We start from the raw sequence: 19,656 nt of genomic DNA, 5'->3' as shown, positions 1-19,656 counted from the left end.
TTGCGCGGTTGTCCCGGTATGTGGTTACTTCTCGTCCTTGGGGAGGCTCACAAGCGAACGATGGGGTGGTTTTTGGTGCATGTGCAACGCAGACTCGGCCGGGTGGCGGCGGTGCTCGCCGTGGCGGCGCTCGTGGCGGTCCCGCTCGCGGCGCCCGCCCAGGCCCAGCAGGGCAAGGTGCTGCGCGTCGCGCTGACCACCGGCATCGACCACCTGAACCCGTTCACCGCCGTGCTCGCCGCGTCCACGCAGATCGGCCGGTTCACCTACGAGTTCCTGACCGTCCCGAACGCCGAGAAGGCCGAGGCCTCGCCCGCGCTCGCCGAGTCGTGGACGCCGTCGCCGGACAAGCTGACCTGGACGTTCAAGATCCGCACCGGCGTCAAGTGGAGCGACGGGAAGCCGGTGACGGCCAAGGACGCGGCCTACACCTTCAACCGGATGCTCACCGACGAGAACGCCCGCACCGCCAACGGCAACTACGTGGCGAACTTCGAGACGGTCACCGCGCCCGACGACACCACGCTCGTCATCAAGACCAAGACCGTGCAGGTCAACATGAACCTGCTCGACGTCCCGATCGTGCCGCAGCACATCTGGGAGCCGGTCACCGACCTCAAGGACCCGAAGACCGACGACCTGGCCATCGCCGGCGTCTCCGACGGCCCGTACCAGGTCACCGAGTACAAGCCGAACGAGTACGTCAAGTTCAAGGCCAACAAGGACTACTGGCGCGGCGCCCCGAAGGTCGACGAACTGCAGCTGCTGCAGTTCAAGGACACCGAAGCCGCGGTCAACGCGCTCAAGCAGGGTGAAGTCGACGTCATCAACCGGCTCAACCCCAACCAGTTCGCCGCGCTGCAGGGCCAGGAGGGCATCACCACCAACGCCGCCCCGGGCCGCCGCTACGACGAGCTGTCGATCAACTTCGGCGTCCAGGACAACGCCAACCACCCCATCGGTGACGGCAACCCCGTCCTGAAGGACATCAACGTCCGCAAGGCGATCACCCAGGCCGTCGACACCCAGGCGATCGTGGACAAGGTGCTCAAGGGCCTCGGCCAGGTCGGCGGCGGCGTCGTGCCCGCCGTCTACGGCGCCTACCACTGGGACCCCAGCGACAGCGAGAAGGTCAAGTTCGACCTCGCCGCCGCCAACACCACCCTGGAGCAGGCCGGCTACCAGAAGGGCCCGGACGGCATCCGCACCGCCCCCGGCGGCGCCAAGCTGGAACTGCGCCTGACCGGCCACTCCAACCGCAGCTACGACCAGGGCGTCGCCCAGTACGTCTCCGGCTGGCTCAAGGAAATCGGCATCGCCGTCAAGCAGGACCTGGTCTCCGACGACGAGCTGTCCGACCGCACCGCCACCGGCAAGTACGACCTCGCCATCGGCGGCTACGGCACCAACCCCGACCCGGACTACGCGCTCTCGCTGCACACCTGCGCCGCCCGCCCCAGCGCCGACGCCAAGGGCGGCAGCACCGACACGTTCTTCTGCGACGCCCAGTACGACGAGCTCTACAAGAAGCAGCTGACCGAGACCGACGACGCCAAGCGCGCCGACTACGTCAAGCAGGCCCAGGCGCGGCTCTACAGCCAGTACCCGACGATCGTCCTGGACTACCAGAACGCGCTCGAGGCCTACCGCTCCGACAAGTTCTCCGGCTTCACCACCCAGCCGCAGCCCAAGGGCGCGATCCTCGAGCAGACCGGCTACTGGGGCGTCTACGGCGCCACCCCGGCCGGCACCGAGAACACCGCGGACTCCGGCTCCGGCAACACCGTGCTGTGGATCGTCATCGGCGCGGTCGTCGTGGTGGTCCTGGTCGGCGGCGGGATCGTCCTGAGCCGCCGCGGCAAGACGTCGGAAGACCGCGAGTAGGCATGACCGCCCCCGTACAAGCCGCGGTGCTCGTCGACCCCGACGAGCACCGCGGCGGGACCGGCACCGCCCGGTTCGTCCTCCAGAAGGTCCTCGAAGCGGTCGTCAGCGTCGTGCTGGTGGTCGTCCTGTTCTTCTTCCTCTTCCGGATGCTCCCCGGCGACCCCGTCGCCGCGATGACCCGCGACCGCGTCACCAGCCCCCAGCAGATCGCCGAGCTGCGCGAGAAGATGGGCGTCGACAAGCCCGTCTTCGTCCAGTTCGGCCAGTACTTCTGGGACCTGCTGCACGGCGACCTCGGCGAGTCCCGGCTGCTCAACAACGGCCGCCCGGTCGCCGACATGATCGGCGAACGGCTCTGGCCGACCATCCTGCTCGTCGGCAGCGCCACCGTCCTGGCCGTGCTCATCGGGCTGTGGCTGGGCATCCGCGCCGCCTGGCGCCGCGACAGCTTCTTCGACCGCGCCCAGACCGGGATCGCCCTGACCCTCTGGTCGGTCCCGCAGTTCTGGCTCGGCCTGATGCTGCTCGTGGTCACCAACGGCCTGTTCCCCAGCCGCGGCATGCACTCCCCGGACGCCGCGCCCGACGTCCTCTCCCAGACCCTCGACGTCCTGCACCACCTCGTGCTGCCGTGCGTGACGCTGCTGGCGGTGTTCTACGCCCAGTACATGCTGATCATGCGGTCGTCGCTGCTGGGGGAGATGAACGCCGACTACCTCACCACCGCCCGCGCCAAGGGCCTGCGCGACGACCTCGTCCGCAAGCGCCACGCCGTCCCCAACGCCCTGCTGCCGACCACCACGCTGGTGTTCATGCAGTTCGGCCAGGTCGTCGCCGGCGCGGTCACCGTCGAGGCCGTGTTCAGCTGGCCCGGCCTCGGGCAGCTGACCTACGACGCCCTGCACGGCCCCGACCTGCCGGTGCTCCAAGGCGTGTTCACCGTGCTGGCGAGCGCGGTGGTGCTGATGAACCTGCTCGCGGAGCTGCTCTACCGCGTGCTCGACCCGAGGGTGCGTACCTCATGACCACCGCGGAGACACCGCGCCGGATCGCGTGGAGCCGGCGGCGCGCGTCGATCGTCCGGACCTGGCGGGAGTTCGCCGGGCAACGGGCCGCGCTCGTCGGGCTGGTCCTGCTCGGCGCCACCGTGCTCGTCGCCCTGCTGCTGCCGCTGATCAGCGACCAGAGCGGCCTCGACGTCACCAAGGCGACCGGCGAGCCGCTTTCCCCGCCCAGCGGCGAGTTCTGGCTGGGTACCGACAACTTCGGCCGGTCCGTGCTGCTGATGACCGTCTGGGGCAGCCGGATCTCCCTGCTCGTCGGGTTCTCCGCCGCGCTGCTGTCGGTCATCATCGGCACGCTCATCGGCATCGCCGCCGCGCACTTCGGCGGCTGGGTCTCGGCCGCGCTGCTGCGGTTCACCGACTTCTTCCTGGTCCTGCCTTCGCTGATCCTCGCGATCGCGCTCTCGGCGGTGCTGCCCAAAGGCGTCGGCACGATCATCGTCGCCATCGGCCTCACCGCCTGGCCCAGCACCGCCCGGCTGGTCCGGGCGCAGACGCTGACCATCGAAAGCCGCCCCTACATCGAACGCGCCCACGCCCTCGGCGGCGGCCACCTGCACGTCATCGGCAAGCACGTCCTGCCCGGCGTCATGCCGCTCGTGCTGGCCAACACCACGCTCGTGGTCGGCAACTCCGTCATCGCCGACGCGACCCTGTCGTTCCTCGGCGTCGGAGACCCCAACTCCGTCACTTGGGGCCTGGTGCTCGAAAGCGCGCTCAACAACGGCGCCATCAGCCGCGGCGCCTGGTGGAACGTGCTCCCGCCGGGCATCGCGATCGTCCTCGTCGTCCTCTTCTTCACCCTGGTCGGCCGGGGCCTGGAGACCGTGCTCAACCCGAGGTTGAAGAAGTGACCACCCCGCTGCTGCAGCTCACCGGCCTCACCGTCACCTACGCGGTGGGCGATCAGGAGGTGCCCGCCGTCCGCGGCGTCGACCTCACCCTCGACCCCGGCGGCACCCTCGGCATCGCCGGGGAGTCCGGGTCGGGCAAGTCCACCGTCGCGATGAGCGTGCTGCGGCTCCTGCCGCGCTCGGCGAAGATCACCGGCGAGATCGCCCTCGACGGCGAAGACGTCACCGCCATGAAGTGGGGCCGCCTGCGCGCGGTCCGCTGGGCCGAGGCGTCGGTGGTGTTCCAGGGCGCCATGCACGCGCTCAACCCGGTCCGCAAGATCGGCGAGCAGATCGCCGAGCCGATCCGGCTGCACCCGCCCGAAGGCGGCGCGCTCACCGACGCCGCGGTCGACGCCCGCGTCGCCGAACTTCTCACCCAGGTCGACCTGCCCCCGGGCCGCGCCGGCGCCTACCCCCACGAGCTGTCGGGCGGGCAGAAGCAGCGCGTCATGATCGCGATGGCACTGGCCTGCTCGCCGCGGCTGATCATCGCCGACGAGCCGACCACCGCCCTCGACGTCATCGTCCAGGCCCAGGTCCTCGCCCTGCTCTCGCGGCTGGTCGCCGAACAGGACATCGGGCTGATCATGATCAGCCACGACCTGTCCGTCCTCGCCTCGACCTGCGAGCGCATCGCCGTGATGTACGACGGGCAGATCGTCGAGCAAGGGCCCAGCGCCGAGGTGATGGGCTCGCCGAAACACGAGCACACCCGGGCGCTCGCCGCGGCGTTCCCGACCGTCGGCGACCCCGTGTCCCGCTTCGCGCCGGCGACCAGCACCCCGCTGCCGCCCGAACCGGCCGACCGCGTCGCCGGCGGCGAGCCGCTGCTGGCCGCGGAGAACCTGCGCGTGTCCTTCCGCGACCGCACCGGCAAGCGGATCGACGCCGTCGCCGGGGTCGACCTCACGGTGTCGCGTGACGAGATCGTCGCACTCGTCGGCCAGTCCGGCTCCGGCAAGACGACGCTCGCCCGGACGCTGCTCGGCCTGCAGAAACCCGACTCCGGCGTGGTCCGCTACGACGGCAAGCCGGTCCCGGCCTCCGGCGTCGGCCTCAAGGCCTACCGCCGGCAGGTCCAGCTGGTGCTGCAGGACCCGACCAGCGCGCTGAACCCCGCCCACACGGTGTACGAGGCCGTCGCCGAAGGCCCGCGGATCCACAAGCTCGCCGACGAGCGCGCGGTCGTCCACCGGGCACTGGAGGCCGCGGAACTGCGGCCGGCGGAGAAGTACGCCGACCGGCTCCCGCACCAGCTCTCCGGCGGCCAGCGCCAGCGCGTCGTCATCGCCGGTGCCCTCGCGCTCGAGCCGTCGATGCTGGTGGCCGACGAACCGGTCGCCTCCCTCGACGCGTCGGTCCGCGGCGAGATCCTCGGGCTGCTGCTGCGGCTGCGCCGCGAACTCGGCCTGGCCGCGCTGGTGATCACCCACGACCTCGGGCTGGCCTGGAACATCGCCGACCGCGTCGCCGTGATGTACCGCGGCGAGCTGGTCGAAACCGGGACGGTGGAACAGGTCCTGCTCGACCCGCACCACGAGTACACGAAGTCCCTGCTGGCCGCCCTGCCCGGCGGCACGGCCCAGCGCCGCACCGTGGAAACCTGACACTGCGGGAACGCCGCCCGGGCGCGGTGTGTAATCTCCGAACGGAAATGGCGACCACCACCGACCCCGCACAGACGCCCTCGGCCGGACTGGCCGAGCGGCTCCGCGTGCCCTCGCGATTCCCGTACCGCACGATCGCGATGGGCACCGTCGGGAGCACCCTGCTCATGCTCGCCGCGTTCGGCGCCGGCGGCATCCTGATCAAGGACCCCGTGCTCGGCCACGGCCCGCTCTCGTGGATCCGCTACGGCCACGGGCGCATGCTCGCCAACGCCGTCCTCTACACCGGCTTCGGCCTCGTCGTGTGGGCCTGGGTCCGCCTCGGCCGCTACGTGCTGGCCGGGCGCATCGGCAGCCGCCCGATCCTGGTCGCCGCGGGCTGCTGGATGGCGCCGCTGCTCATCTCGCCGCCGCTGTTCACCCGCGACGTCTTCTCCTACCTCGGCCAGGGCGCCCAGCTGCTCTACGGGCTCGACCCGTACGCCAACGGCCCGGCCGAGCTCGACGTGCTGCCGAACGTGGTGCAGAACGTCCACCCGCTCTGGCAGACCACCCCGGCCCCGTACGGGCCGCTGTTCCTGCTGATCTCGAAGGGCGTGGTCGCCACCACCGGCGACAACATGATCCTCGGCGTCATCCTGATGCGCGTCGTCCTGCTGGCCGGGCTCGCGGGGACGCTGTGGGCGCTCCCGCGGCTGGTCAAGCACCTCGGCGGCAAGCTCCCGGTCGCGCTGTGGCTCGCGGTGGCCAGCCCGATGATGGTGATCCACCTCTTCGGCGGCCCGCACAACGACCTGATGATGCTCGCTTTCCTCACCATCGGCGTCCTCGCCGCCCTGGAGCGCAAGCACGTCGTCGCGGTGGTCCTGGTGACGATCGGCATGCTCATCAAGCCGACGGCGGCGATCGCGCTGCCGTTCATCGTCTGGATGTGGGCCAGCCACCTGCCCGGCGAGTCCAAGGTCCGCAACTTCCTGCGCGCCGGCGCGGCCTCGGTCGGCCTGTTCCTGCCGGTGTTCGTCGCGGGCACGTGGATCTCGCTGGGCTCGCTCAACATGGGCTGGTGGTCCGGGCTCAAGGCCCCGCAGCTCATCGCGAACTGGCTCAACATCCCCACCGGCATCGGCGAGGTGTTCTACAACCTGGTCCACATCGTCGTGGACGTCCAGGTGTCGCCGTTCGTGACGGTCGCGCGAGCGGCCGGGATGCTCCTGCTGATCGCCTTCGGCGTCCGCCAGTGGTGGCTCGCCCGCGGCGGCGGCACGGAGGCGGTCTACCGCGCGGGCATCTCCCTGCTGGCGGTGGCGATCCTCATGCCGCCGACCCTGCCGTGGTACCTGACCTGGGGTTTCGTGCTCCTGTCGGCGTTCAAGTGGCAGCCGCGCCACCTGGCGCTGGTGGTCGCGGTGTCGGTGTTCGTGACGCTCGTTTACTACCCCACGGGCGAGCAGGCCCTGTACGACTGGTGGTTCATCGCCCTGGTCGTGGTGGCCAGCCTGTACTCGGCGGCGTCCCTGCTGCGGCCGGACCCGCTGGGCATCATCGACGCGTGGCGCCGCCCGGAGAAGTTCCTCCGCGACTAGGAGCCGGTCCAGCCACGCCAGGTGTTGACCTCTGTCACCACCACCGCGTGCTCCGGCGGCCTCTCGACGTACTGCTCGTACTTCGCCACCAGCCACGAAACCGGCTCGGCACCCGGCGCCAGCACCCGCGCGGTGCCGTCCGCCCGGGCCCACCACAGCCGCGACCAGTCCTCGGCGTAGCCGTCGGCCAGGAAGCACACCGCCGGGTTCTCCTCGATGTTGCGCAGCCGCCGCAACGCCACCGTCGACTTCGGCTTGTGGTCCACCGCGAACACCACCTGGTCACCCCGCACCGCGAACGTCACCGGCACCAGGTGCGGCACCCCGGCCGCCGACACCGTCGCCAGCCGCGCCACCCGCGCTGCGGAGAACCGCTCACGGGCTTGTTCGGGCGTCATGTCAGCGCGGGGGAGTCGAACGTCAACGTCCCCAGGTCCGCGTCGAGCGTCACCGGCACGCCCAGCGGCAACGTCGGCGACGACGCCACGTGCCCGAACCCGAACTCCTCGACCACCGGCACCCCCAACGGCCCCAGCCGCTCCAGCAGCAACCCGCGCACCTCCGCCGGGTCGCCGCACGCCGCCCACGAACCCAGCACGATCCCCCGGACGCCGTCGAACCAGCCGGCGCGCAGCAGCTGCGTCAGCATCCGGTCCAGCCGGTACACGCTCTCCGTCACGTCCTCCAGCAGCACCACCGCGTCCCGCGCCGAACCCTCCTCCGGCGTGCCGAGACCGCCCGCCAGCAACGACAGGTTCCCGCCCGTCAACGTCCCCGAAGCCCGGCCCGGCACCAGCGGGGCACCGCCGCGGACCACCAGGTTCCGCTCGGGCTCGAACAGCGCCCGCCGCAGGTGCTCCACCGCGAAGTCGTCGAACAGCACGCTCGCCGGCATGGGGGAGAACAAACTGGACAGTCCCAAGTGGACGTCCACCGCCCGGTGCAGCGCCGTGATGTCCGACGACCCGGCCAGCACCTTCGGGCCCGCGTCCCGCAACGCCGCCCAGTCCACCAGGTCCAGCATCCGCTGCGCCCCGTAGCCGCCGCGCGCGGCCAGCACGCAACGCACGCCCGGATCGAGCCACGCCTCGGTGAACTCCGCCGCCCGCGCCGCGTCCGAACCGGACAGGTACGGCGGCGATCCGGGCGTCGAACGCACGCACGGCCCGACGCGCACCTCGACACCCCAGCCGCTCAGCACCGGCAGCGCTTTCTCCAGCAGGTCCGCCGGCACCGGCCCGGACGGCGCCACCAGCGCCACCGTGTCACCGGCCCGCACCCGGGGCGGCCTCACCGGGACAGCTCCAGCCGCGCCACGCCCGGCGTCTCGAAGCCCAGCACCTGGCCGTAGAACGACAGCTCCGCCTCCAGCGCCGCCACGATCGTCGCCGCCTGCCGGAAGCCGTGCTGCTCACCCGGGAACCGCTGGTAGGCGTAAGCGATGCCGCGTCCGGCCAGCCCGGCCACGAACCGGTCCGCCTGCTCCGGCGGGCAGATCCGGTCCTCCAGCCCCTGCTGGAACAGCACCGGCCCGGCCAGCGACGCGGCGTTCGCCAGCGGCGACCGCTCGACGTACCGCTGCTTCGCCGACGGCAACGGCCCGACCAGCCCGTCGAGGTAGCGCGACTCGAAGTCGTGCGTGTCGCCCTCGTCGCCGGTCCACCCGGCCAGGTCCAGCACCGGGTACATCACCGTGCCCGCCCGGTACGTCTTCGTCGTGGTCAGCGACGCCGCCGCGGTGAACCCGCCCGCGCTGCCGCCGCGGATCCCCAGCCGGCCGCCGTCGGCCAGCCCGGCCGCCACCAGCGCCTCGGCCACCGCCACGCAGTCGGCCACGTCCACCACGCCCCACTGCTCGCGCAGCCGCTCCCGGTAGGCCCGGCCGAACCCGGTCGACCCGCCGTAGTTCACCGCCGCCACGCCGATGCCGCGGCTGGTGAAGTACGCGATCTCCAGGTCCAGCACCGGGAAGTGCTGCCCGGTCGGCCCGCCGTGCACCTGCACCAGCAGCGGCGGCAGCTCACCACCGGGGGCCGCGAACTCCGGGTTCGCCGGCAGGTACAGCACCACCGGGACCTCGTCGCCGCCGGCGGTCGTGATCACCCGCTCCTGCGGCACCGGCAGGTACTCGGCCGGCAGCTCCGGCTGCGGCGTCAGCTCGGTCAGCACCGACCCGGCCAGGTGCACGACCGCGGCTTCCCGCACCGGCCCCGCCGCGACCCCGGCCACCCCGCCGTCGAACGCGGCGAACCCGGTCGAGGACCACGCCGTCAGCTCCTCGCCCAGCGGCGCCACCGAGCCGTCCGCCTCGTCGAGCACGGCGAGCCGTCCCGACGCCAGCACCGCGTGCCGGCCGCCGCCCAGCGGGGCGAACCAGCGCGAACCCGCTTTCCAGAGCGGCCCGCCCAGTTCCTGTTCCACCGGCGCGAGGTTGACCACCGACCCGTCCAGGCCGACCCGGTGCAGGTTCCACCAGCCGTCCGGGTCCAGCAACGCCAGCAACGTCGAAGACGTCTCCCACTCGACCTGGCACACCGAGACCTCGGCGCCGCCGGCGAGGACTTCGTGCGGCCCGAACGAACCGTCTTCGGCCACCGGCGCGACGCACAGCTCGGTCCCGTCCCACGGCATCGCCGGGTGGTCCCAGCCGAACCAGGCCGCGTGCCGCCCGTCCGGCGACAGCTTCGCCACGGTCAGGAACCGGTGGCTCGCGGCCAGCACCCGCTCGCCGCCGGACAGCGCGATCGCCACCAGCTCCCGCCCGACGTCGGTCGGCCGCGGCCCGGTGGCGCGTTCGCGCACCGCCCACACCTCACCCGGCGCCCCGGCCCGGAGGTCGCCGTAGCGGACGCCCTGGGGCTCGGCGGGCTCCGGTGTCAGCGGCACCACACCGGTTTCGCTCAGCGCGTAAACCCGCTGATCCGACCAGTGCGTGAACACGACGGCACCGCCGGTGACCGCCCACGGCCGCCCGCCGTACTCGTGCAGCCGGTTGCGGACGTTCCACGGGGCGGGCAGCACGTCCTCGGTCCCGCCCGGCACGGCCTTCACCAGCGCGACCCGGCCCTGCTCACCGGGCCGCGCCTCGGCCCACCACACCTCGTCCCCGACGACGTCGAGCCACTGCGGGCCGCCACCGGCGGCGGCCACCTCGGCGGCGGTGATGGGCGAAGACCAGGTTCCGTACGGGGAGATCCGAGACACCCCCAGAGGCTAGCGGCCCGCGAAGGTGGGGCGGCGGATGCCGATCATGCGGCCGTGGCCTAGGGTCGACAGTGCTATGTCTCGCGTAATCCACGTCTTCCGCCAGCCGGATCGTTTCGTCGCCGGCACCGTCGGCGAGCCCGGCGATCGCACGTTCTACCTCCAGGCATCCGAGGACGTGCGCACCATCAGCGTCACCATCGAGAAGCAGCAGGTCGTCGTCCTCGCGGAGCGGCTCAGCTCGCTCCTCGAAGAGGTCGCCAGCCGCTTCGGCGCCGACGTACCCGACGACGTCCCCGAGGACCTCGTCGACGTCGACCCCCTCACCGTGCCGGTCGAGGAGGAGTTCCGCGTCGGCACGATGGGCCTCGGCTGGGACGCCGACTCCAGCGCCGTCGTCATCGAGCTGCTCGCCATCACCGAGGGCGAGGTCGACGAAACGGTCGTGCTCGACGACACCGAGGAGGGCCCGGACGCCGTCCGCGTGTTCCTCAGCCCGGCCGCCGCCCGCGCCTTCGCCGAGCGAGCCGACCGCGTCGTCAACGCCGGCCGCAAGCCGTGCCCGCTGTGCGGCGAGCCGCTCGACCCGGCCGGCCACATCTGCCCCCGGCAGAACGGCTACCGGCGCGAGACCGACGCGGACGAAGACTGACCATGGCCCCCACCCCCGATCCGGCCGACCCGGCGTCGCGCGAGCTGGTCACCCACGGCCGCATCGACGTCGAAGGCCGGCTGGTGGACGCCTCCAACGTCACGCTCTTCTGCGCCATCGAGCTCGACGGCGTCACCGGCCGGGTCGTCTACAAGCCGGTGTCGGGGGAGCGGCCGCTGTGGGACTTCCCCGACGGCACGCTGGCCGGACGCGAAGTCGCCACCGCGATCATCGCCGACGCCGCCGGCGTCGGCGCCATCCCGCCGACCGTGCTGCGCGACGGGCCGTTCGGTCCCGGCATGGTCCAGCTGTGGGTCGAGACCACCGAGGACGACCTCGTCGAGGTCCTCCCGCCCGACGACGTCCCCGACGGCTGGCGCCCGGTGCTGCACGCCCACGACCGGCTCGGCGAACCCGCGGTGCTGGCCCACGCCGACCACCCCGGGCTGCGCGACCTCGCCGTGCTCGACATCGTCGTCAACAACACCGACCGCAAGGGCGGGCACCTGCTGCCCGGCGTCGACGGCCGCGTCTACGGCGTGGACCACGGCATCTGCCTGCACACCGACCCGAAGCTGCGCACCGTGCTGTGGGGCTGGATCGGCGAGCCGGTACCGCCGGACGTCGTCGAGAAGCTGCGCAAGCTGCGTTCGGAGCTCGACGGCGGCCTCGGCGAGACCCTGGCCGAGCACATCACCGGCTTCGAGATCCGCGCGCTCGCCGACCGCACCGACGTCCTGCTCGCCGAAGGCATCTTCCCCGAGCCGGGCGACGACTGGCGCGCCATCCCGTGGCCGCTGTTCTGATCGACGCCGCGACCCGGGCCCGGCTCGTCGGCCGCTTCGGCCCCGACCTGGCCGAACCCTGGTGCGACACCTTCCCCGGCCTGGTCGCCCGCCTGAGCGCGCGGTGGGGGCTGACCGTCCGCGAGGCCAGGCCCGGCAACACCGGCCGCACCCTGCTGTGCACCGGCCCCGGCGGCGACCTGCGCGTGCTCAAGCTGACCCCGGACCCCGAGGTCGCCCGGCTCGAGGCCACCGGCCTGCGCGCCTGGGCCGGGTGCACGCGGGCGGTGCAGGTCCTCGACACCGACCTCGACGCCGGCGCGATCCTGCTCGAAGGCCTGGTCCCCGGCACCGAACTGCGCGGCCGCGAGGTCCCGTGGCCGGACCTGGGCGAGATGCTGGCCGAGCTGCACGGCGTCAAGCCCCCTGAGGACCTGCCGCCGCTCACCGACCGGGTGACGTTCATGTACGACATCACCGAGCGCACCGTCGTGGGCTCGGGCTCCGCGGCCGAGCCGTACCTGACTCCGGCAGTCCTCGCGCGGGCCCGGCACCGGGCGATGGCACTGGCCCAGGACGGGCCGCTCGCGGTCGTGCACGGCGACCTGCACCCGGGCAACGTCCTCGACGCCGGCCCCGGCCGCGGCCTGGTCGCGATCGACCCGCGACCGAGCGTCGGCGACCCGGCCTTCGACCTCGCCGACTGGCTCTACCTGCCGCTGGCCGCGGGCGGCACGCTGGACGACGGCGTCGAGGCACTCCGGCCGCACCTGCCCGGCCTCGACGCGGACCGCGCCCTCGCGTGGTGCGCCGCGCTCGCCCCGCTGGCCGCCCACGCACCGCTGCGCCGCGGCGAGCGCACTCCGTTCACCGAAGCCCTGCTGGAACTGTCCCGCTGACCGGCGTGGCACGCCCCGCCGAGGGCGCCACGGCCGCTAAGTTCCCAGGTCGTGCGCTCCCACTCCTATGACGACGTGCTCGCCGGCAAGCGCCGCAAGAAGGTGCCGGAGGTCCCCGCCGAACCCGGGCTCGTGGTCGAGGACCCGGTCAGCGGCTTCTGCGGCGCGGTGGTGAAGATCGAGTACGGCAACGTCGTGCTCGAAGACGCCAAGGGCCGCCACCGCGTCTTCCCGTTCGCCCCCGCCGGCTTCCTGCTGGAGGGCAAGCCGGTGACGCTGGTGCCGTTCAAGGCCCCGGCCAAGGCACCCGAGCGGCAGATGTCGGCGTCCGGCTCGGTCAAGGTCCAGGGCCTGCGGGCCCGCGTCGCCCGCGACTCCCGCATCTGGGTCGAAGGCAAGCACGACGCGGAGCTCGTCGAACGCGTCTGGGGCCACGACCTGCGCGTCGAAGGCGTCGTCGTCGAACCGCTGGACGGCGTCGACGTGCTCGCCGACCGCATCGCCGAGTTCGGCACCGGCCCCGGCCGCCGCCTCGGCGTACTGGTCGACCACCTCGTCCCCGGCAGCAAGGAGTCGCGGCTGGTCACGGCCGTCCGCGACGAGAACGTGCTGGTCACCGGGCACCCGTACATCGACGTCTGGGAAGCCGTGCGGCCCGCGGCGGTCGGGATCGAGGCGTGGCCGAAGATCCCGCGCGGCACCGAGTGGAAGCAGGGGATCTGCGACGCCCTCGGCTGGGGGCAACCTTTCGAAGGCTGGCAACGTGTCCTGAGCGGGGTGAGCAGTTTCCGCGACCTCGAGACCCCGCTCATCGGGGCCGTGGAGCGGCTCATCGACTTCGTCACCGAACCCGCCGAGGAGGACTGAATGTCCGATTTGTCCAAGGTCACGCGAAGGTCACGTCCCGTCACTGCGCCGGTGCGATCCGGTGCGATCTGAGAGCATGAAGCCATGTCTTGGGCACTGGTCTGGTTGATCGTCGGCATCGCCCTGATGATCGCGGAAGTCGTCTCCGGCGACTTCGTGCTGATCATGCTGGGGGTCGCCGCGCTCTTCGGTGCCGGCGCCGAGGTGCTCACCGGGAACGTCTTCATCGACGTCGCCGTGTTCGCCGTCGCCTCCGTCGGCATGCTCGTGCTGGTGCGGCCCGCGCTCAAGCGGCGCTTCCTCGCCGGCCCGACCCACCACACCGGCATCGAGGCGCTGATCGGGGCGCGCGCCGTCGTCGTGTCCACAGTGGACTACGAGGCGGGCCGGGTGAAGCTGGCCGGGGACGTCTGGTCGGCGCGCAGCATGTCCGAGCACCTCCCGCCCATCCAGCCCGGCACATCGGTCACGGTCGTCGAGATCTCCGGGGCCACCGCCGTCGTGGCGACCGAGCCGTGAGCCTCGGTCTCGTCACCGTCGGCGAAGGCCGGGCCGCGGTGATCGAACGGCTCGGGAAGTTCCGCGTCGTCCTCGGTCCCGGCCGCCACTTCGTGCTGCCCTTCGTCGACAGCGTCCGGGTGCGCGTCGACCTGGGCGAGCAGATCCTGTCCGCGCCGCCGCGGCCGATCGCCACGGGGGACGGCAAGGAGGTCGACGCCGGCTTCGAAATCGTCTTCACGATCACCGACCCGCAGCTGGCCACCTACGCGATCAGCAACCCGGCCGTCGCGATCGAACAGCTGGTGCGCACCGCGCTGCGGCAGGAAGCCGGCCGGACCACCGCCGAGCGCGCCGTCGCCGCGCCGGGGGACCTCCACCGCACGGTGTGGACGGTCCTGCGCGACACCACCGGCCGCTGGGGCGTCGCCGTGCGGAAGCTCGAGCTTTCGGTGCGGCGCCCGGCGGCACCCGAGACACCGTCAACCGCGCAAGAATGGTACTAGGTAAGGGGAAATTCTCTTGACCGGATTTGTGATCGGGCTGGTCATAGCCTTGGCCTTGCTCGTGGTCATCACGATAGCCAAGGCGGTCATGGTGGTGCCGCAGGCCCAGTCCGCCGTGATCGAACGGCTCGGCCGGTTCCGCACGGTCGCCTCACCGGGCCTGAACATCCTCGTGCCGTTCCTGGACAAGGTGCGCGCCCGGATCGACCTGCGCGAGCAGGTCGTCTCGTTCCCGCCGCAGCCGGTGATCACCGAGGACAACCTGACGGTGTCGATCGACACCGTCGTGTACTTCCAGGTCACCGACTCGCGCGCCGCGGTGTACGAGATCTCCAACTACATCGTCGGTGTCGAGCAGCTGACCACCACCACGCTCCGCAACGTCGTCGGTGGCATGAGCCTCGAGCAGACCCTGACCTCCCGCGACTCCATCAACACCCAGCTGCGCGGGGTGCTGGACGAGGCGACCGGCCGGTGGGGCATCCGCGTGAGCCGGGTCGAGCTGAAGGCGATCGACCCGCCGCCCTCCATCCAGGACTCGATGGAGAAGCAGATGCGCGCCGACCGCGAGAAGCGCGCCATGATCCTCACCGCCGAAGGTCAGCGGGAATCCGCGATCAAGACGGCGGAAGGTCAGAAGCAGAGCCAGATCCTCTCCGCCGAAGGTGCCCGCCAGGCCACCATCCTCGCCGCCGAAGCCGAGCGGCAGTCCCGGATCCTGCGGGCGCAGGGTGAGCGGGCCGCGCGGTACCTGCAGGCGCAGGGCCAGGCGAAGGCGATCGAGAAGGTGTTCGCCGCGATCAAGGCCGGCCGCCCGACCCCGGAGGTGCTGGCCTACCAGTACCTGCAGACGCTGCCGCAGATGGCGCAGGGCGACGCGAACAAGGTCTGGATGATCCCCAGCGACTACGGCAAGGCCCTCGAAGGCTTCGCCCGCGCGCTCGGTGCCCCCGGTGACGACGGCGTCTTCCGCTACGAGCCGCCGAAGGAGGACGACGTCCCGGCCAAGCCCGACCTCGAGGACGAAGAGGTCTCCAGCTGGTTCGAGACCAAGAGCGACCCGAAGGTCGCCGAGGCCGTCGCGGCCGCGGAGGCCGTGGCCCGCAAGGAGGTCCCGGCGATCGGGGCCCCGTCGGCGCCGGCCGCGCGGCCGTCGATCCCGCGCCCGTCCCAGCCGCAGCCCGCGCCGGAGCCGGACGAGGACCGCGGCATGGAGGTCACGCCGGCCCCGAAGCAGCCGCCGACCCCGCAGAGCGGCCAGCCGGCGCTGCCCCAGCCGCAGTCCCCGGCCGGGCCGCCTCCGGGTGCCCAGCAGTACCAGGGCCAGCCGGTACCGCAGTCGCCGCCCCCGGGCCAGTTCGGCGGCCCGCAGCAGCAGAACCCGGGCAGCGGGCCGTTCCCGCAGCAGCCCCCGTTCGGCGGCCCCCAGGGCGGCCCGCGCCGCTGACGCACCGAACACCGTGAAGGCCACCTCGGCTCGAGGTGGCCTTCACGGCTTTTCAGCGCTGGTACACGGAAACGTCGTCGATGTCGGCTTTCGAACGGTCCTTCAACGCGATCACGCACGCCACCGTGACCACCGCCGAGAGCACGATGTAGCCCGAGATCGAGTACGGCGTCCCGGTCGTGTGCAGCAGCCACGTCGCCAGCAGCGGCGCCGGCCCGCCCGCGAAGACCGACGCCAGCTGGTAGCCCAGCCCGGCACCGCCGTAGCGCAGGTGCGTCGGGAAGCTCTCGCCGATCAGCGCCGCCTGCGGCCCGTACTGCAGCGCGTGCGGGACGAACGACACCACCACCGCGACGAACACCAGCGCGTGGCTGCCGTGCGCCAGGATCGTGAAGTACGGGAACGCGATCACCGCGGTGAACACCGCGCCGGTCAGGTACACCTTCTTGCGCCCGAAGCGGTCCGACAGCGACGAGAACAGCGGGATCAGCGCCAGTTCGCACGCGGCCCCGACGAGGACCGCGTTGAGCACGAACGTCTTGCTGAACTCGTGGCGCGCGACGACGTAGATCAGCACGTAGCTGGTGAACAGGTAGAACGGCATCTGCTCGCTGAACCGGACGCCGGCCGAGAGCAGGATTTCCCGCCAGTGGTGCTTGATCGCGTCGAGCACCGGCGTCTTCGCGGTTTGCCGGTTTTCGACGAGCTTGGCGAACATCGGCGTTTCGAGGATCTTCAGCCGGATCACCAGGCCGACCCCGACCAGGATCAGGCTCGCGAGGAACGGCAGCCGCCAGCCCCACGAGTCGAACGCCTCGGGCGAGAGCGTCGCCGACAGCAGCGTCATGCCCCCGGTGCCGAGCACCAGCCCGACCGGGACGCCGATCTGCGCGAAACTGCCGAGCAGGCCGCGTTTCTTCTGGTCGCCCCACTCCATCGCGAGCAGCACCGAGCCGCTCCACTCGCCGCCGATGGCGATGCCCTGCACCAGCCGCAGCAGCACCAGGATCAGCGGCGCGGCGAACCCGATCGCCGACGTCCCGGGCAGCATCCCGACCACGCCGGAGGAGATGCCCATCAGCAGCAGGGTGACGATCAGCGTCGCCTTCCGCCCGATCCGGTCACCCCAGTGCCCGAAGATCGCGGCCCCGACCGGGCGCGCGGCGAACCCGACCGCGTAGGTGGCGAAGGACTGCATGGCTCCCGCGTACGCGCTCGACGCGGGGAAGAACAGGTGCGGGAAGACCAGTGCCGCCGCGGTGTTGTAGAGGAAGAAGTCGTACCACTCGATCGTCGTGCCGATCGCGCTCGCCAGCGCGGCCCGCCGGACCTGCACCTTGCCGGACTTGCTGTCCGCCTCCACCTTGTGAGTGACGCCGTTGTCGCCCAGGACCATCTCGCAACACCTCCGGTGACCGATGTCGCACAACAGTGTGACGCTCGTCGACGCTTTCGGCGATCGATGACCGGATTCTCGTCCAGTCGGTGACCAACTAAGTGCAGATTCGGAAACTTTGCAGATTCGGCAAGTAGGGCTATGGTGGGTACATGGACACCCAGAGCCTGCGTGAGCGCAAGAAGCACGAGACGCGCATCGCGCTGAGCTGGGCGGCCATCCGGCTGACCGTCGAACGCGGCTTCGACAACGTCCGGATCGAAGACATCGCCGCCGAAGCCGGGGTCTCCACGCGGACCTTCAGCAACTACTTCGGCAGCAAGGGCGAAGCCATCGTCGCCCGGCACCACGACCGGGCGCGGGCGATCGCCGCCGCGCTGCGGGAGCGGCCCGCCGGCGAACCGATCTGGGAGGCCGTCACTCAGGCGGCGCTCGAAGGGTTCGCGCTCGGCCTGCCCGTCCCGGACGGGCAGGCCGCCGACCAGTCGTGGATCGAAGGACTGCGGCTGATGGTCGCGGAACCCGCACTGCAGGGCGAGTTCCAGAAGGCAGGCGCGGCGGCCGAGGCCGAGTTCGCCACCGCCGTCGGCGAACGCACCGGCACCGACCCGGCCCGGGACGTCTACCCGCGGCTGGTCGCGGGGGTCGTCGGGGCCGCGCTCACCGTCGTCACCCAGCAGTGGCTCGTCACCGAGCCCGCACCACCGCTCGAAACGCTCCTGCGCGACGTGTTCGGCCGGCTCGCCGCCGGCCTGCCCGAACCGCGCTGACCCGGCCCCATCCGAGAAATGCCCGCTCGACGGGCCATTTCGTGCTGCCTCAAGGAGTTTCGCCATGGAAGACGTCGTCATCGCCGGAGCCGGCCCCAACGGCCTCATGCTCGCCTGCGAGCTCGCCCTCGCCGGAGTCCGGCCGCTGGTCCTGGAACGGCTACCCGAGCCGACCACCGAGAACCGCGCCAACGGGCTCGTCGGCCAGGTCGTGCGCCTCCTCGACCGCCGCGGGCTGCACGAGCGGCTGGCCGGTCCGCTCGGCCCGCCCGCACCCGCGTTCGTCTTCGGCGCGATGCGCCTGGACCTCACCCTGGCCGAACCCAACCCCCTGACGATCCTCGGTGTGCCGCAACGGCGCATCGAGGCGATGCTCGGCGAACGCGCCGCGGAACTCGGCGTCGAAGTCCGCCGCGGCCACGAGCTCACCGGCCTCACCCAGGACGCCGACGCGGTCACCCTCGACGTCGCCGGTCCCGGCGGCCCGACCCGGATCAGCACCCGCTACCTCGTCGGCGCCGACGGCGGCCGCAGCGCCACCCGCAAGCTCGCCGGCATCGGCTTCCCCGGCGTCACCGAAGACCGCACCGTCTCCCACACCGCGAACGCGACCGTGCCGGCGGAATTCGCCGACCCGCGGTCCGGCGGCCTGCGCGTTCCCGGGCACGGCGTCATCCCGCCGTTCTTCCACTACCGCACCGAAACCGGGTTGTTCGTCTACGCGCCGTTCCCGGCCGGCACGCTCGTCACCACGATGGAGTGGACCGACGAGGAGGAAACCGGCGACGAGCCGCCGGCGACCCTCGAGGAGCAGCGCGCGAGCATCCGCCGGGTCCTCGGGTTCGACCTGCCGCTGGGCCCACCCGAAGGCGACGGCCCGCACCTGCTGCGGCGGCTGCGCGGGCGCAACACCCGGCTGGCCGACAAGTTCCGCGAGGGGCGCGTCCTGCTGGTCGGCGACGCGGCGCACATCCACTCCGCGATCGGCGGCCCCGGGCTCAACCTCGGTCTGCAGGACGCGGTCGGCCTCGGCTGGAAGCTCGCGGCGGTCGTGCGCGGCCGGGTCCCGGCGGGGCTGCTCGACACCTACGAGGGCGAACGCCGTCCGGTCGCCGAGCGCGTCGTCATGCACACCCAGGCCCAGTCCGCGCTGATCTCCCCGGGGCGCGACGTCACCGCGCTGCGCGAGCTGTTCGGCGAGCTGCTGCGGCTGCCGAGCACCGTGCAGCACATCGCCGACCTGATGTCCGGCGCCGACGTCCGGTACGAGCCGGCCACCGACCACCCGCTCGACGGCCGCTGGGCCCCGGACCTCGTGCTGGCCGACGGCACCCGGCTCGCCGAGCTGACCACCACGGCCCGGCCACTGCTGCTGGACTTCACCGGCTCGCTCGGCGACGAGCTGCGCGGCTGGACCGACCGGGTCGACCTCGTGCCCGGCCAGGCGCCGGGCGAGGTGACGGCGCTGCTCATCCGTCCCGACGGCTACGTCGCCTGGGCGTCCGGCTCCGCGGAACCCGGTGACACCGAACGGAAAGCACTGCGGACGGCGCTGGAGCGGTGGTTCGGCACCCCGGTTGACGTGTAGGAGATAT

18 protein-coding genes are annotated in these 19,656 nt (G+C 71.9%); 14 read left to right on the top strand and 4 right to left on the bottom strand.

Features of this window, described 5'->3' with window-relative positions; translation table 11 throughout:
* The first annotated feature begins 60 nt into the window (after positions 1-60).
* Genes ACLJQM_RS45595 through mptB form a run of 5 tightly spaced genes read left to right on the top strand, consistent with a single transcriptional unit; the run spans position 61 to position 7,037 of the window.
* The gene (locus ACLJQM_RS45595) at positions 61-1,884 is read left to right on the top strand and encodes an ABC transporter substrate-binding protein (protein WP_410636350.1); all 1,824 of its coding nucleotides are present in this window, start codon (positions 61-63) and stop codon (positions 1,882-1,884) included.
* Between the two features lie 2 nt (positions 1,885-1,886).
* Complete coding sequence (locus ACLJQM_RS45590; protein WP_410636349.1) at positions 1,887-2,912, top strand: ABC transporter permease; 1,026 nt, start codon at positions 1,887-1,889, stop codon at positions 2,910-2,912.
* On the top strand, positions 2,909-3,805 hold the full coding sequence (locus ACLJQM_RS45585) for an ABC transporter permease (RefSeq protein WP_247023376.1): 897 nt from the start codon (positions 2,909-2,911) through the stop codon (positions 3,803-3,805). Before ACLJQM_RS45590 ends, ACLJQM_RS45585 begins: the two co-directional genes overlap by 4 nt.
* Positions 3,802-5,454: a nickel ABC transporter ATP-binding protein NikE gene (nikE, locus tag ACLJQM_RS45580; RefSeq protein WP_410636348.1), complete on the top strand. Its 1,653-nt coding sequence runs from the start codon at positions 3,802-3,804 to the stop codon at positions 5,452-5,454. Before ACLJQM_RS45585 ends, nikE begins: the two co-directional genes overlap by 4 nt.
* Before the next feature lie 47 nt (positions 5,455-5,501).
* Entirely contained in the window at positions 5,502-7,037 is a 1,536-nt protein-coding gene (gene mptB / locus ACLJQM_RS45575) for a polyprenol phosphomannose-dependent alpha 1,6 mannosyltransferase MptB (RefSeq protein WP_360782448.1), read from the top strand.
* Here the strand turns inward: mptB and ACLJQM_RS45570 are convergent.
* The 3 genes from ACLJQM_RS45570 to ACLJQM_RS45560 are packed head-to-tail and all read right to left on the bottom strand — an operon-like array spanning position 7,034 to position 10,241.
* On the bottom strand, positions 7,034-7,435 hold the full coding sequence (locus ACLJQM_RS45570; RefSeq protein ID WP_410636347.1) for a TIGR03668 family PPOX class F420-dependent oxidoreductase: 402 nt from the start codon (positions 7,433-7,435) through the stop codon (positions 7,034-7,036). The two genes, mptB and ACLJQM_RS45570, sit on opposite strands and share 4 nt — an antisense overlap.
* On the bottom strand, positions 7,432-8,331 hold the full coding sequence (locus ACLJQM_RS45565) for an LD-carboxypeptidase (protein WP_410636346.1): 900 nt from the start codon (positions 8,329-8,331) through the stop codon (positions 7,432-7,434). The genes ACLJQM_RS45570 and ACLJQM_RS45565 overlap by 4 nt, the downstream gene beginning before the upstream one ends.
* Positions 8,328-10,241, bottom strand: coding sequence for a prolyl oligopeptidase family serine peptidase (locus ACLJQM_RS45560; RefSeq protein WP_410636345.1), 1,914 nt, complete (start codon positions 10,239-10,241; stop codon positions 8,328-8,330). Before ACLJQM_RS45560 ends, ACLJQM_RS45565 begins: the two co-directional genes overlap by 4 nt.
* Before the next feature lie 76 nt (positions 10,242-10,317).
* On the opposite strand from ACLJQM_RS45560, the gene ACLJQM_RS45555 reads away from it, so the two are divergent.
* The 7 genes from ACLJQM_RS45555 (at position 10,318) to ACLJQM_RS45525 (ending at position 15,895) form a co-directional block, all read left to right on the top strand.
* A complete protein-coding gene (locus tag ACLJQM_RS45555) occupies positions 10,318-10,893 on the top strand; it encodes a DUF3090 domain-containing protein (protein WP_247023370.1) in 576 nt (191 codons plus the stop codon).
* A gap of 2 nt (positions 10,894-10,895) precedes the next feature.
* Positions 10,896-11,699, top strand: coding sequence for an SCO1664 family protein (locus ACLJQM_RS45550; RefSeq protein ID WP_247023369.1), 804 nt, complete (start codon positions 10,896-10,898; stop codon positions 11,697-11,699).
* The gene (locus ACLJQM_RS45545) at positions 11,684-12,577 is read left to right on the top strand and encodes an aminoglycoside phosphotransferase family protein (protein WP_410636344.1); all 894 of its coding nucleotides are present in this window, start codon (positions 11,684-11,686) and stop codon (positions 12,575-12,577) included. Before ACLJQM_RS45550 ends, ACLJQM_RS45545 begins: the two co-directional genes overlap by 16 nt.
* Before the next feature lie 51 nt (positions 12,578-12,628).
* Positions 12,629-13,444, top strand: coding sequence for a DUF3097 domain-containing protein (locus tag ACLJQM_RS45540; RefSeq protein WP_410636343.1), 816 nt, complete (start codon positions 12,629-12,631; stop codon positions 13,442-13,444).
* A gap of 84 nt (positions 13,445-13,528) precedes the next feature.
* On the top strand, positions 13,529-13,963 hold the full coding sequence (locus tag ACLJQM_RS45535; protein ID WP_360782467.1) for an NfeD family protein: 435 nt from the start codon (positions 13,529-13,531) through the stop codon (positions 13,961-13,963).
* Positions 13,960-14,448, top strand: a complete 489-nt coding sequence (locus tag ACLJQM_RS45530) for an SPFH domain-containing protein (RefSeq protein ID WP_410636342.1) — start codon at positions 13,960-13,962, stop codon at positions 14,446-14,448. Before ACLJQM_RS45535 ends, ACLJQM_RS45530 begins: the two co-directional genes overlap by 4 nt.
* A gap of 16 nt (positions 14,449-14,464) precedes the next feature.
* On the top strand, positions 14,465-15,895 hold the full coding sequence (locus ACLJQM_RS45525) for an SPFH domain-containing protein (RefSeq protein ID WP_410636341.1): 1,431 nt from the start codon (positions 14,465-14,467) through the stop codon (positions 15,893-15,895).
* 52 nt (positions 15,896-15,947) lie between these two features.
* Here the strand turns inward: ACLJQM_RS45525 and ACLJQM_RS45520 are convergent, their stop codons facing one another.
* The gene (locus ACLJQM_RS45520; protein WP_360782474.1) at positions 15,948-17,291 is read right to left on the bottom strand and encodes an MFS transporter; all 1,344 of its coding nucleotides are present in this window, start codon (positions 17,289-17,291) and stop codon (positions 15,948-15,950) included.
* Between the two features lie 152 nt (positions 17,292-17,443).
* On the opposite strand from ACLJQM_RS45520, the gene ACLJQM_RS45515 reads away from it, so the two are divergent.
* Positions 17,444-18,061, top strand: a complete 618-nt coding sequence (locus ACLJQM_RS45515; RefSeq protein WP_410636340.1) for a TetR family transcriptional regulator — start codon at positions 17,444-17,446, stop codon at positions 18,059-18,061.
* Positions 18,062-18,125: 64 nt separating this feature from the next.
* Positions 18,126-19,649, top strand: coding sequence for an FAD-dependent monooxygenase (locus ACLJQM_RS45510; RefSeq protein WP_410636339.1), 1,524 nt, complete (start codon positions 18,126-18,128; stop codon positions 19,647-19,649).
* The last annotated feature ends 7 nt before the right edge of the window (positions 19,650-19,656 follow it).

Source organism: Amycolatopsis sp. cmx-4-83 (genome assembly GCF_046548815.1).
GTDB lineage: Bacteria > Actinomycetota > Actinomycetes > Mycobacteriales > Pseudonocardiaceae > Amycolatopsis > Amycolatopsis pretoriensis_A.
The sequence above is the reverse complement of the archived record's forward strand: the minus strand, read 5'-3'. Positions and strand labels throughout refer to the sequence as shown.